10 protein-coding genes are annotated in these 13,618 nt (G+C 73.7%); 3 read left to right on the forward strand and 7 right to left on the reverse strand.

Annotated features, from left to right (window positions below):
• Nucleotides 1-64 precede the first annotated feature (64 nt).
• From AB0910_RS16195 to AB0910_RS16205, 3 genes are all read right to left on the reverse strand, one after another.
• Complete coding sequence (locus AB0910_RS16195) at nt 65-898, reverse strand: undecaprenyl-diphosphate phosphatase (protein ID WP_366745237.1); 834 nt, start codon at nt 896-898, stop codon at nt 65-67.
• A 235-nt stretch (nt 899-1,133) separates the two neighbouring features.
• On the reverse strand, nt 1,134-2,168 hold the full coding sequence (locus AB0910_RS16200; RefSeq protein WP_366745238.1) for an MBL fold metallo-hydrolase: 1,035 nt from the start codon (nt 2,166-2,168) through the stop codon (nt 1,134-1,136).
• Nucleotides 2,169-2,267: 99 nt separating this feature from the next.
• Nucleotides 2,268-2,891 carry a TetR/AcrR family transcriptional regulator gene (locus tag AB0910_RS16205; protein WP_366745239.1) on the reverse strand — a complete coding sequence of 208 codons (624 nt, stop codon included), beginning with the start codon at nt 2,889-2,891 and terminating at the stop codon, nt 2,268-2,270.
• A 336-nt stretch (nt 2,892-3,227) separates the two neighbouring features.
• On the opposite strand from AB0910_RS16205, the gene AB0910_RS16210 reads away from it, so the two are divergent.
• Nucleotides 3,228-4,346: a CaiB/BaiF CoA-transferase family protein gene (locus tag AB0910_RS16210; protein WP_366745347.1), complete on the forward strand. Its 1,119-nt coding sequence runs from the start codon at nt 3,228-3,230 to the stop codon at nt 4,344-4,346.
• A gap of 164 nt (nt 4,347-4,510) precedes the next feature.
• Here AB0910_RS16210 and AB0910_RS16215 read toward each other — a convergent pair whose 3' ends face one another.
• The 4 genes from AB0910_RS16215 to AB0910_RS16230 all read right to left on the reverse strand — a co-directional run bounded on the left by AB0910_RS16215 (nt 4,511) and on the right by AB0910_RS16230 (nt 10,401).
• A complete protein-coding gene (locus tag AB0910_RS16215; RefSeq protein WP_366745240.1) occupies nt 4,511-6,544 on the reverse strand; it encodes an ABC transporter ATP-binding protein in 2,034 nt (677 codons plus the stop codon).
• Between the two features lie 160 nt (nt 6,545-6,704).
• Complete coding sequence (locus tag AB0910_RS16220) at nt 6,705-7,610, reverse strand: ABC transporter permease (protein WP_366745241.1); 906 nt, start codon at nt 7,608-7,610, stop codon at nt 6,705-6,707.
• Entirely contained in the window at nt 7,607-8,557 is a 951-nt protein-coding gene (locus AB0910_RS16225) for an ABC transporter permease (protein WP_366745242.1), read from the reverse strand. Before AB0910_RS16225 ends, AB0910_RS16220 begins: the two co-directional genes overlap by 4 nt.
• On the reverse strand, nt 8,554-10,401 hold the full coding sequence (locus AB0910_RS16230) for a peptide ABC transporter substrate-binding protein (protein WP_366745243.1): 1,848 nt from the start codon (nt 10,399-10,401) through the stop codon (nt 8,554-8,556). The genes AB0910_RS16225 and AB0910_RS16230 overlap by 4 nt, the downstream gene beginning before the upstream one ends.
• A gap of 278 nt (nt 10,402-10,679) precedes the next feature.
• Here AB0910_RS16230 and AB0910_RS16235 point away from each other — a divergent pair, with 278 nt between their 5' ends.
• Both AB0910_RS16235 and AB0910_RS16240 read left to right on the forward strand, forming a co-directional pair.
• Nucleotides 10,680-11,822 carry an ROK family transcriptional regulator gene (locus tag AB0910_RS16235; protein WP_366745244.1) on the forward strand — a complete coding sequence of 381 codons (1,143 nt, stop codon included), beginning with the start codon at nt 10,680-10,682 and terminating at the stop codon, nt 11,820-11,822.
• A 63-nt stretch (nt 11,823-11,885) separates the two neighbouring features.
• Nucleotides 11,886-13,481 carry a M81 family metallopeptidase gene (locus tag AB0910_RS16240; RefSeq protein WP_366745245.1) on the forward strand — a complete coding sequence of 532 codons (1,596 nt, stop codon included), beginning with the start codon at nt 11,886-11,888 and terminating at the stop codon, nt 13,479-13,481.
• Nucleotides 13,482-13,618: the final 137 nt, after the last annotated feature.

The raw sequence follows: 13,618 nt of genomic DNA on the forward strand, positions 1-13,618 counted from the left end.
GACCCGATGAAATCGGGTCCGCGCCCCCGGCTCCGCGGCACGCGCCGTCCTGCGGCCGTTCGCGTCAGTTGAGCACGCCGGTGCCGAGCAGTCCGAACAGGAGCACGCCGATGATGATCCGGTAGACCACGAACGAGTTGAGCGAGTGGCTGGCCACGAACCTCATCAGCCAGGCGATGGAGGCGTAGGCCACGAGGAACGACACCAGCGTGCCGACGGCGAGCGGCGCGGCACCGACGCCCGCGCCGAGGGCGTCCTTGAGTTCGTAGATGCCCGCGCCGGTCAGCGCGGGAATGCCGAGGAAGAAGGACACCTTGGTGGCGGCGACCCGGTCGAGGTCGAGGACGAGCGCGGTGGACATGGTGGCCCCCGAGCGCGAGAAGCCGGGGAACAGCAGCGCGAGGATCTGCGAACAGCCCACCAGCATCGCGTCCTTGAAGGACGTGTCGTCCTCGCCGCGCTTGTGGCGGCCCATCTGGTCGGCCGCCCACATCACACCGCTGCCGAGGACGAGGGAGCCCGCGACCACCCACAGGGAGGCGAGGGGGCCGTCGATCAGCGGCTTGGCTGCGAGCCCCACGACCACGATCGGGATCGTCGCCGCGATCACCCACCACGCGAACTTGTAGTCGTGGTGGTAGCGCTCCTCCTTGTGCGCGATGCCCCGGCCCCAGGCGGCGATGATCCGCACCAGGTCCTTGAAGAAGTAGAGGATGCAGGCGACGATCGCGCCGACCTGGATGACCGCGGAGAAGCCGACCACCGAAGCGTTCTCGACGGGGATGCCCATCAGGCCCTCGGCGATCTTCAGATGCCCGGTGGACGACACGGGGAGGAACTCGGTCAGCCCTTCCACCGCTCCGAGGACGACTGACTGCCCGATGCTGATCGCGCTCATGGAATCCACTTCTGGAGGATGCGTGCGGAGGTGCCGCCGCACTCTGGACGATGCCGGCGGAGAGAAGCCATCATGCCGGAGCCCGGCGCCGTGCATGCCCCCGGGGCGGGCGCCCGCGGGGCCGCGACGGGCCCTGCGGCGGGCGCTCTCCGGGCCTGCGCGCGACCCTCACCAGCCCGTTCCCCGGCGTTCACCATGCCGTCTCCTTCCCGTCGCCCACCGCGGGCGGCGGGCGTCACACGCGTGGGTACCACCGGTCGGGCGGGCCCGGCTCGCAGCGTACGAGTCCGCGGGCGTCGAGCAGCGCCAGACAGGCCAGGGTGTCCTGGAGCGCGGCGCGCAGCGCGAAGCCGCGCAGCTCGTCGAAGGGCCGGTGCCAGGTCACGGCGGCGGCGATGTCCCAGGCGTGCACGGCACCGACCCGCAGCGCGCCCGCCACCTGCGCGAGCCGCCTGCGGTGGTGGCGGCGCAGCGCACCGAGGCGGGCGTCGAGGCCGGTGAAGCGGTGCTCGTGCGCCGGCAGCACCTCGGCGGGGTCGAGGCCGGCCAGCAGGTCGAGGGAGCGCAGGTAGTCGCCGAGCGGGTCGGCGCGGCCGGGAGCCGGCTCGTGCAGGCCCACGGCGTGCTCGGGCAGCACGTGGTCGCCGGAGAGCAGCAGTCGCCGTCCCTCGTCCCACAGGCAGACGTGCCCCGGCGAGTGGCCGGGTGTCCACAGGACGCGCAGGTCGAGGCCGGGGAGGCGCAGCAGGTCACGGTCGTGCAGGAGGCGGTCGGGGTGCGGCAGGCCGGCGGGGGCCGGCCTGCCGCGCACCCGCCCGGTGAGCCGGGCGGCGAGGCGGGGCGGGGCGCCGGCCCGCCCGAGCGTGGCGGCGAGGCGCCCGGCCGGGTCGCGCTCGGCGGCGGCGAGCAGCGGCACGTCGCGCTCGTGCAGGGCGACCCAGGCGCCGGAGGCGGCACGCACCCGTCCCGCGAGGCCGTAGTGGTCGGTGTGGGCATGGGTGACGATCACGCCCCTGACGTCCTCCACCCGGGTGCCCGCAGCGGCGAGCCCTGCGCGCAGGGCGTCCCACGCCTCGTCGGTGTCCCAGCCGGCGTCCACCAGAAAGGGCCCCGCGTCCGTCTCGAACAGGTAGACGAGGACGTACGCCGGGCCCGTCGGCAGCGGTACGGGAACGCTCCACACGCCGGGCGCGACGCGTTCGACGGGTGGCGGCGGCCGGCGCCGCCCTCCGGGTATCTCGGCGTCGCCCGCGGCGCTCGTGCGCGGCATCGCTCGGCCCCTCCTTCTCGCGCCTCTCGCGCTGACGCTTCGTAACGTACTAGGAACCGCGCGGACGCGTCGCGTCAGCCTCCCCTGCCGGAGCGCGCGCTACGGCCGCCCTGCGCGGCCGCCGACCGCACGGAGGGCGAAGCCGATCACGCGCTCGGCGGCGGCGCGCGCGCCGTCGCGCGAGGGGTGGGCGAGCTGCTCGTCGACCGCCTGGCGCAGCAGCGCGCCGATGCACCCGGCGTCGGCCGCGATGTCGCACACGCCGCGGAAGTCCCCCGCGGAGCGGCCGCCGGCGAGGATGGCGGCGATCAGGCCCTCCGCCTCGGCGTCGATCCTGGCCCGCTCGGCCGCGTACCCCTTGGCGCGTACGGTCTCCTCGCTGACCATCACGAGGACGCGGCGGCGGCGCCGCGGGTCCGAGGTGAGTCGCAGGGTGCCGCGAACCAGCCTGCGCAGGGCGTCCGCGGGGGACGAGGCGGCAGCGGTGACGGCCCGCATCTCCGCGGTCAGGGCGTCCGCGTCGTCGCGGAACATCGCGATGAGGAGGTCGTCCTTGGAGCCGAAGTGCCGGTAGAAGGCCCGGGTGGACAGTCCGGCTGCGGCCAGGATCTCCCCGACGGACGCGGAGGCGCCGTCGCTCGCCGCGAGGCACCGGTAGGCGGCCTCGACGATGCGGGCGCGCTCGTCCTCCCGGCCGGCTGCCCCCCGGTCGTCCCCCGCCATCGGCCGGCCTCCCCGTGCCCGAGCTGCCTCTCCGGTGCGCCAGGGTAGCGGGGGCCCGGGCGGGGCGGGCCCTGGGGTGCGGGCGGGGCCCCGGCCCCGGGCGCGGGCCGAGGCGGCCCCGAGCGCGGGCCGGGGCGGCCGCGCGCGGGCCGTGGGCGGCGGGCCGCGCGTGGGCGTGTGCCGGGCCGGTCAGTAGCATCGTCGCCGTGCCGGCCCGGTGGCGCCGGTGCGCCGCACGACGACGGAGGTTTCGTGAGTGACGACCGCGACCGCAGCCCGCACCCGCCGGCACCCGGCGCGCCGCCCGCGCCCCAGGGCGGGGGGCCGCTCGCCGGGGTGCGGGTCGTGGAGCTCGCCGGCATCGGGCCCGCGCCGCTTGCCGCGCTGACGCTCGCGGAGCTCGGCGCCGACGTCGTACGGATCGACCGGCCCGTCCCGTCGCCCGTCACCGACGGGCTCGACCGGGGCAGGCGGTCCGTGGTGGTGGACCTCAAGCACCCGCGGGGCGCCGAGGCGGTGCTGCGGCTCGCGGAGCGCGCCGACGTGCTGATCGAGGCGTACCGGCCCGGGGTGGCCGAGCGGCTCGGCGTCGGGCCGGGCGACGCGCTGCGGCGCAACCCCCGGCTGGTGTACGCGCGGATGACCGGCTGGGGCCAGTCGGGCCCGCGCGCGAGCACGGCGGGCCACGACATCAACTACCTGTCCCTCACGGGAGCACTGTCGGCGATCGGCCGTGCGGGCGGGCCGCCGCAGGTGCCGGTCAACCTGCTCGGGGACTTCGGCGGCGGCTCGACGTACCTGCTGGTGGGCATCCTGTCGGCGCTGCACCACGCGGGCGCCACCGGACAGGGGCAGGTGGTCGACGCGGCGATCGTGGACGGTGTCACGCACCTGGCGTCGATGGTGTGGGCGCAGCGCCGCCACCACGGATGGCGGGACGAGCGCGGCACGAACCTGCTGGACACGGGCCGCCCGTTCTACGACGTGTACGAGACCTCGGACGGCGGCTGGTTCGCAGTGGGCGCGCTCGAACCGCAGTTCTACGCGCGCCTGGTGGAGCTGCTGGGGCTGCCCGAGTGGGCCGAGGGCCAGTACGACCCGGAGCGGTGGCCCGCCATGCGGGAGGCGTTCACCGCCGCGTTCGCCTCGCGGACGCGCGCCGCATGGGAGCGGGTGTTCGACGGGTCCGACGCCTGCGCCTCGCCCGTGCTCGACTGGGCCGAGGCCGTGCGCGACCCGCATCTCGCGGCGCGCGCCACGCACGACCGGGTGGACGGCGGGGACGTGCCTGCCCCTGCGCCCCGGTTCTCCGCCACGCCGACCACGACGGCGGCGGCGCCCGGGCCGGTCGGCGCCGACGGCGAGCGGGTGCTCGCGGACTGGGCGGTGCGCGGCGCCGCTGAGCTCCTCGCGGACGGCGCGCTGCGGCGCGGCGCCGCCGACCCGCGCGGCTGAGTCCGCGCCCGCCGCCCCTTCCGCCCCTTCCATGCCCGCCGCCCCCTCCGCGCCGTCCGCGCCCGCCGCTCCCTCCGCGCCCTCCGTGTCCTGCCGTGCCGCGCGGGGCGCGCCGGCGAGGCGCCGGGCGGGTGGCGCCCGGCGCCTCGGGCTGCTCCCGCGGGTCAGGCGGCGGCCGGGGCCGCGCCCTCGACCAGCGGGAAGTGGCACGCCACCTGGTGCCCCGCGCCGAGCGGGGTGGTGACGGCGGGCTCCTCGGCGGCGCAGACGTCCTGCGCGATCGGGCAGCGGGTGCGGAAGCGGCAGCCGGACGGCGGCTCGGCAGCCGACGGCGTCTCGCCGCCGAGCGGCGTGCGGTCCCCGCCCGCCTGCTCGGGATCCGGCACGTTGACCGTGTCGAGCAGGCCGCGGGTGTACGGGTGCAGCGGGTGCGCGTACACCCGGTCGGCGGGGCCGCACTCGACGAGCTTGCCGAGGTACATCACGCCGACGGTGTCGGCGAGGTAGCGGACCACTGCGAGGTCGTGCGAGATGAACAGGTACGTCAGCTCGCGGTCCCGCTGGAGCTCCCGCATCAGATTGAGGATCTGCGCCTGCACGGACACGTCGAGCGCCGAGACCGGCTCGTCGGCGACGATCAGCTCAGGCGAGAGCGTCAGGGCGCGGGCGAGGCCGAGCCGCTGGCGCTGGCCGCCGGAGAACTCGTGCGGGTAGCGGTCGACGGCGCCGCGCGGCAGCCCCACGGCGTCCAGCAGCCCCGCGACGGTCCGATCCTGCTCGGCGCGGTCGCCGACGCCCTGGATGACGAGGGGTTCTCGCAGGATGGCGCCGACGCGCATCCGCGGGTCCATCGCCGCGGTGCTGTCCTGGAACATCAGCTGGATGGCCCGGCGGTGGGCGCGGCGCTGCGTCCGCGACATGGCCGCGAGGTCCTGGCCCGCGAAGGCGATCGTGCCCGCTGTGGGGTCCTCAAGGCCGGCGACCATCCGGCCGACGGTGGTCTTGCCGCAGCCCGACTCGCCCACCACGCCGAAGGTCTCGCCCTTGCGCACGGTGAGCGTGATGCCGCCGACGGCGCTGACCGTGCCGCGCCTGCGGGCGAAGGGCCCGCCGCCGAGCGGGAAGTCCTTGCGCAGGCCGGTGATCTCCAGCAGCGGCGCGCCCGACGCGACGGCCGGGGTGTGCCGCGCCGCGCCGGGCACGACGTCGTCCAGCGGGTCGGCGGCCTCCTCGGGCACCGGGTGGAAGCACGCGAAGGCGTGGTCGCCTTCCCCGGTGAGCGGGGGCTCCTCGGTGCGGCAGACGTCGGTGGCGAAGCCGCACCGGGCGGCGAACCTGCAGCCGTGCTGCGCGGTGGAGAGGTCGGGCGGCAGGCCTGGGATGGTGCGCAGCTCGGTGGCACCGACGACGGCCTTCTCGGGCAGCGCCGCGAACAGCGCCTCGGTGTAGCGGTGCCGGGGCGCGCGGAACAGGGGCCGTACGCCCGCCCGTTCCGCGATGCGGCCGGCGTACATGACGGCGACCCGGTCGACGCGGTGGGCGATGACGCCGAGGTCGTGGGTGACGAGGATCAGCGCCATGCCGAGGCGGGTGCGCAGGTCGTCGACGAGTTCCAGGATCTGGTGCTGGGTGGTGACGTCGAGCGCGGTGGTGGGCTCGTCGGCAATCAGCAGCTTGGGCTCGCACACCAGGGCCATCGCGATGGCGACGCGCTGGCGCATGCCGCCGGAGAGCTGGTGGGGGTAGGCGCGCATCCGCTCGGCCGGCTGCGGCATCCCGACGAGGCCCAGCATGTCCTGGGCCTTCGCCCACGCCTGCTTCCTGGTGACGTCCCGGTGCAGCAGCAGCGGCTCCGCGACCTGCGCGCCGATCGTCATGGTCGGGTTGAGCGAGGTCAACGGGTCCTGGAAGACCACACCGATGGTGTTGCCGCGCACGTCGCGCAGCCGCTTCTCGCCGCCCGCGACGAGGTCGTCGCCGTCGAAGCGGACCGTGCCGCGGGTGATGGACCCGCCGCTCGGCAGCAGGCCGAGGACGCTCAGCGCGGTCATGGTCTTGCCCGAGCCCGACTCGCCGACGACGCCGAGGGCCTCGCCCGGCGCGAGGTCGAGGCTGACGCCGTCCAGCGCGTGGACGGTCCGGCCGCGCCCTGCGATCTCCACGTGCAGGTCGTCGATGCCGAGCAGGGGTTCACTCATGTCGTGGTCCTCAGGGTCCTCGGGAAGGTGCGGCGGTGGACGGCGCGTGGGCGGGCGGCGGGGCGGCGTACGGTGCCGGCGCGCCCGGCGGTGCGGCATCCGGTGGTAGGGCGGCCGGTCGCGGGGCCGGTCCCCCGGTGTGCCGTCATCCGGTATGCCGTCATTTCTTCTGGAGCCGTACTTCGAAGGCGTCGCGCAGCCCGTCGCCGATGAAGTTGAACGCGCCGACGACGAGGACGATCGCGATGCCGGCCGGGAAGATCAGCCACCAGTAGCCGTTCTGGGTGTAGGTGATGCCGGAGGAGAGCATCGAGCCCCAGTCGGTGGCGGGCGGCGGGATGGACAGGCCGAGGAAGGCGAGGTAGCTGACGTACAGGATGGCGTCGGCGACCTGGAAGGTCGCGTTGACGATCACGGTGCCGATGGCGTTCGGGACGATGTGCCGGAACACGGCGCGCGCTCCCCCGCCGCCCATCATCCGCATGGCCTGGACGTATTCGCGGTCGCGCAGGGAGAGCGCCTCGCCGCGCACCAGGCGGGCCGGGGAGAGCCAGGCGACGGCCGCGATGATGAGGATCAGGACGGGCTTGCTCGGCGTGATGATGGCGGAGACCACGACGAGCAGGAACATCGCGGGGACGGCGAGCGCCGCGTCGGTGACACGCATCATGGCCGCGTCGACCCAGCCGCCGAAGTAGCCGGAGACCGCGCCCCACACCGTGCCGAAGACGGTGGCGAGCACACCGGCGGCGAGGCCCACTTCGAGGGAGGACTGCCCTGCCACCATGAGGCGGCCGAGCAGGTCGTAGCCGAGGTCGGTGGTGCCGAGGAGGTGTCCGGGGGCGCCGGGCGCCAGGTTGGCCTGCGCCAGGTCGGTGTGGACCTGGTCGGTGGGGTGGATCAGGGGTCCCACGTAGCAGAACAGCAGGAGCAGCACGAGGACGACGACCCCGGTGAGCGCGAGCTTGTTGCGGGTGAAGACCTGGATGGTGCGCCGGGCGAGCGAGGGCGTGGCCTGGGCCGCTTCCTCGTGCCCTGGGGCGACGGCGGGAGATATCACGCTCATGACACGCTCCGGATGCGGGGGTCGAGGAGGGCGTAGGCGATGTCGGTCACCAGGGAGCCGACGACGGTGGCGACACCGACGACCAGGGTCACACCGAGCAGGACGGGGAAGTCGCTGCCCTGGGCCGCGTTCCAGAACAGCAGCCCCATCCCGGGGTAGTTGAACATGGACTCGACGACGAGCGCGCCGCTGAACAGCGTCGGCAGGTAGAGGCCGAGGAGGGTGACCAGCGGGATCAGGGCGTTGCGCAGCACGTGCCGTGCGAGGATGCGGCGACTGGACTGCCCCTTGGCCGTCGCGGTGCGCACGTACTCCTCGGTGAGGTTGTCGAGGGTCGCTGAGCGCATGTAGCGGCTGAACATCGCGATGATGCCGAAGGCCATGGTGACGATGGGCAGGACCATGCCGGAGAAGCCGCTGAAGATGGAGCCGATGGAGGTGCCCTGCGGCGCCTCTGCGGGAAAGAGCGGGATGGCCTGGCTGAAGACGATGATGAAGATCAGGCCGAGGAAGAAGACCGGCGTGGCGTAGGCGAGGAAGGCGAGCGCGGTGAGCACGTAGTCGGCGGGCTTGCCGCGGCGCACGGCCTGGAGCAGGCCGAGCGGCACGGCGACGGCCACCGCGACGGCGGTCGAGAGGACCGTCAGGATCAGCGTCTTGGGCAGCCGCTGGCCGAGCAGGGAACTGACGGACTCGTTGAGCTTGTACGACTGGCCGAGGTCGCCGTGGAAGAGGCGCACGAGGTAGTCCCCGTACTGGACGGGGAGCGGGTTGTCGTACCCCTGGACCTCGTTGAAGTGCGCGATCTGCTGCGGGGTGCCCTTGGGGCCGAGGATGGCGCGGGCGGGGCCGCCGGGCAGGGAGTGCAGCAGCAGGAACACGATGATGGTGACGAGGAAGAGGACAACCAGTGCCTGGAGCAGGCGCTTGACGAGAAAGCCGGTCACTGACTGGCCCCCTTCTTGACGTAGTACCAGCTCTGCGGGGAGAAGGTGGCGGTCGGATTCTGCTCCACGCCGCGCAGGTCGTTGCGGATGACGGAGACCTGGTAGGCGGGGTTGGGCATCCACATCACCGGCAACTGCCTGGCGAGGTACTCGCCGTAGGCGTGCATGGCGTCCTGGTCCGGGGAGTAGAGGACGGCGTGGATCAGCTTGTCTGCCTCCGGGTCGGAGTAGTTGCCGAAGTTGGCGGTGGCCCCGGTGGAGAACAGCCGCTCGCCGCTGGGGTCGAGCTGGAAGTACCAGCTGCCGGCGGTGCCGAAGAAGGACATGTCCCAGTCGCAGCCCGGGTCCTTCGCGGCGCAGGGGACGGAGTTGCCGAGTACGGAGTTGAGGGGCTGCTGTCGGACGGCGAGGTCGATCCCCGCGCGGCTCAGGGAGGACTTGAGCACCTGCATCATGTTGGTGGTCTCGGTGGAGCCCGACTGGGAGAGCAGGGTCAGTTCGAGCGGCGCGTTCGCGGCGATGCCTGCGCCGCACTCGCCGGGGCCCGTGCCCGGCCTCGCGCACCGGGCGACGCCGTCGTGCTCCCGCCAGCCGTGCGAGGCGAGCAGGGCGCGCGCCGCCTTCACGTCGTACGGGTACGGGTTGTGCGCCATGCTCGGCGAGAGGTACCGGGTCTTCGGGTAGGCGGGCACGGGCCCGAGCGTCGGCTTGGCGCTGCCCTGCCAGACGATGTCGCTCATGCCCCTCTGGTCGACCAGGTGCTGCATGGCCTGGCGGATGTAGAGCTGCCTCATCTCCGGTCCCGCGTGGGTGGAGTTGAAGTTGTAGACGATGTAGCTGACGGCCCAGCCGGTCCACGGCGAGATGCGGTAGCCGCGCTGCTCGAAGCGGGACTTCTGGGCGAGCACGGACGGCGGGATGTAGCCGTAGTCGACGCCGCCCGAGCGCATCACGTTGTACTCGGAGTCGGCGGTGGTGAAGGGCTTGAAGACGACCTTGTCGAGGTGCGGGCGCTCGGGTCCCGTGTACGCGCGGTTCGGGACGATGGTGACCTGGCCCGAGTCCTGCCATCCCGCGATGCGCCAGGGGCCGTCGACGACCTGCCAGAGCGGGTCGCTGCCGTACGAGCCGAGGTTCTTCGAGTGCGCGGTCAGCCGGGCGAACACCGCCTTGGCACCGGCGGTGGTGCGGTCCCAGTCGCCGATCCTCCCGCCGTCGGTCTTCGCGTCCCATGCCTGCTGGGGCAGGGCTCGCATGTAGCTGAGCTGGTTGGCGGTGAACCACTCGGGGTTGTAGGCGCGGTCGAGGCGGAGGCGGACCGTGTGGTCGTCCACGACCTCGAACCTCTTCACGTTGTCCGGGATGGTGCCGACCGTGTAGCTGCCCCACTCCGCCTTGTTCGCCTTGACCATGTTGAACCAGAACTCGATGTCCCTGGCTGTCACCGGGGTGCCGTCGGACCAGGTGATGCCGTGGCGCAGGGGCACGGTCACGGTCGTGTCGCCGTCGCTGAAGACGGGCTTCTCGCCCAGCGTGCCGGGACCGGTGGGAACCAGGTCGCTGCCCTGCTGCACCGCGTCGTACACCGGCAGGTAGAACAGCTGCTGCAGCGAGGAGTTGTACGTGGCCCCGTAGCCGGGGGGACCGATCGGGAAGATCCAGTTCGGGGTGGCCGCGGGCGGCAGGGCCATGGTGACGGTGCCGCCCTCGACCGGCGTGCCGCCGGTGGGGGCCATGTGGATCGTGCCGCCCTGCCGCGTGCAGCCCGAGAGCACGACGGCCAGTGCGGCGGCGAGCGCTGCGGCGATGACGCGTATCCGCGCGGGGGTACGCCCTGAGCGCATGGAGGGGCCTCCATCGGAACCGGCGAGAGGCCGACGGAATGTTCGGCCAAGGATGGGTGAAAGTTAGGACCGGATCGAAAAGCAAGTCAACCCCCTTCCGCTCACTTCGCGGTCACAACGAGACGGGTTTTGAGGCGTTTTATACCGATTTGCCCGCAGGATTGGCCGAGGTTGCCGAAAAAGCTCGCCGGAGATGGTGGCGCGGAATGAGTCGAAGTCGGTAACTTGCAGCAAGACGACGGCAACTTGCTCCATGTATCGAACAAAGGCAGGGACACATGACGGACAGTGCCTCGACCAAGGACATCCTCCGCATGGTGTCCTCCGGGGCCGCCTCCTCACGGGCCGACCTGGTGCGGGAGCTCGGACTCGCCGCCTCCACGGTGTCCCTGCGGGTCCATGAACTGGTCGCGGCCGGCCTGCTCACGGAGTCGGGCGAAGGTGCGTCGCGCGGCGGGCGGCGGCCCCGGCTGCTGCGCGTGCGGCAGCCGGACGACGTGTGCGTCGCCGCCGACCTCGGCTCGCACCACGGCCGAATCGGCGCAGTCGGCCTCGACGGCACCGTGCGGGACGTGGACGACCACCAGCACGACCTGACGGCGGGCCCGGAACCCGCGGTCGAGTGGCTGGTGGAGCGGCTCGGCGCGGTCGCGCAGCGGCAGCGCGCCGCGGGCCGCGCCGTCGCCGGCGCGGGCGTCGCCTTCCCCGGGCCCGTCGACGCGGAGGGGCGGGTGCAGACCCCGTCGCGGATGCCCGGCTGGCACCGCTACCCCCTCGCGGAGGTGCTGGCGCAGCGCCTCGGCATGCCGGTGACCGTCGACAACGACGCCACGCTGATGGCGGCGGGCGAGCACCTCACCGCGCGGCAGCACCTCGACCACCTGGTGGTGGTGAAGGTGGGCCGCGGCATCGGCTGCGGTGTGATCTCGGCGGGCCGCCCCTACCGCGGGGCGAACGGCGCCGCGGGCGACATCAGCCATGTCCGGGTCGACGCCGCGCAGGAGCGGCCGTGCTCCTGCGGCAACATCGGCTGCCTCGAAACGGTCGCGAGCGGCGCCGCGCTCCAGCGCGAACTGGCCCTCCAGGGCCCGACGGTGGACGGCACAAGCGATCTGCTGCGGCTGGTCGCCGACGGCGATCCCTACGCCACGACGCTGGTGCGCACCGCGGGCCGGCACATCGGCACCGTGCTCAGCGTCGTGGTGAACTTCTTCAACCCGCAGGCCGTGGTGCTCGGGGGCGCGCTCGCCGTCGCCGAGCCGCTGGTCGCCTCGGTGCGCGGGGTGCTGTACGAGCGCTGTCTGCCGATGGCGACGGCCGGTCTCGAGATCACCACCACCGCCACGGGGCGGGACGCCGGGCTGCTCGGCGCCGGCCTCACCGTCCTGCGCAGGGCGCTGCCGCACGCGTCGGTGGACTGACACGGACCCGCGCCAGGCCCCGACCACGACCCCACGACCCCACCACGACCGGAGAGCACCGCCATGACCACCGCCACCACGGACCGCCGCCTGCGCATCGCGATCGGCGGCATCGGCATCGAGTCCTCGACCTTCTGCCCGCACCGCTCCACCGCCGACGACTTCCGGCAGACCCGCGGGCAGGAGCTGCTCGACCGGTACACCTGGACGCGCCGGGACTCCGACCTGGCGGAGCTGGTCGAGTGGGTGCCGCTGCTGCACGCGACCGCGCTGCCCGGCGGTCCTGTGGAGGCGGACTCGTATCTGCTGCTCAAGGACGAGCTGGTGGAGCGCATCCGCGCGGCCGGCCCCCTGGACGGCATGGTCTACGATCTGCACGGCGCGATGAGCGTGATCGGCCTCGACGACGCGGAGGGCGACCTCACGGAGGCGGTGCGCGCCGCGCTCGACTTCGTGGGCACGCCGGACGACCCGGCGCACGGCAGGCCGCTCGCCTCGGCCGCGATGGACCTGCACGGCAATGTGTCGCGCCGGTTCGCCGAGCCGCTCGACCTGCTCACCGCGCACCGCATGGCGCCGCACGAGGACGCCTGGGACACCCGGGAGCGCGCCGCGCGCAAGCTGGTGGAGCGGTTGCTGCTGCCCGTGGAGCTGCGGCGTCCGCACCGCGCCTGGGTGCAGGTGCCCGTCCTGTTGCCGGGCGAGAAGACCAGCACCAGGCTCGAGCCTGCGAAGGGCCTGTACGGCAGGCTGCCCGGCATCGAGGCGAAGCCCGGGATCGTGGACGCGGCGATCTGGGTCGGCTACGCCTGGGCGGACCAGCCGCGCTGCCGCGCCGCCGTCGTGGTGACGGGCGACGACGCCGCGCTGGCCGCGGCCGAGGCGGAGTCGCTGGCGCGGGAGTACTGGGACGTGCGGCGCGACTTCGTGTTCGTGGGACCCACGGGCAGCGCGGAGGAGTGCGTCGCGCGGGCCGTGGCTTCGGACCGCAGGCCGTTCCTGATCTCCGACTCGGGCGACAACCCGACAGCGGGCGGCGCGGGTGACCTGGCGTACATGCTGGGCAAGCTGCTGGAGCGTGAGGAGATCGCCTCGGGGCGGGTCACCGCGGTGCATCCGGGGATCATGGACCCGGCCGCGGTCGCCGCCTGCTTCGCGGCGGGCGTCGGGGCCGAGGTCACGCTCGGGATCGGCAACAAGGTCGACACCACGCAGGGCGGCCCCTACGAGCTGACCGGTACGGTCACCGCGCTCCAGCGGGCCTCGGACCGGCCGGACGGCGCGGAGGGCGGGGCGTACGAGCGCGGCTGCGACATGGCGGCGATCACCCGCGGCGGCCTGACCGTCGTCGTCACCGGGCGGCGCAAGCCCTTCCACACGCTCGCGGACTTCCTCGGCCCCGCCGACGGCGGCCTCGGCATCGACCCGCGCACCTTCGACCTCGTGGTCGTGAAGATCGGCTACCTGGAGCCCGAGCTGTACGACATGGCGGCGGACTGGCTGCTCGCGCTGACGCCCGGCGGGGTCGACCAGGACCTGCTGCGGCTCGGGCACCACAAGGTGGCGCGCCCGCTCTACCCGTTCGACGACGACGCCTACGAGGTCGGCAGCGACAGCAGCGACAGCAGCGGACCCGACCTGACGCCCGTGCTGCTCTGACGGCCCCGCCCGGTACGCCCGCGCGGGCCTGGCACGTCCGGTGCCCCGGCGCGGGCAGGGCCGGTGGTGGGCCCTGCCCGCGCCGGGGCGTGCCGTAATGCGGTGCCCCCGTCGGTCCGTGCGCCCCGCCTCCGGCC

It is taken from the genome of Streptomyces sp. NPDC047002, from assembly GCF_040704505.1.
GTDB lineage: Bacteria > Actinomycetota > Actinomycetes > Streptomycetales > Streptomycetaceae > Streptomyces.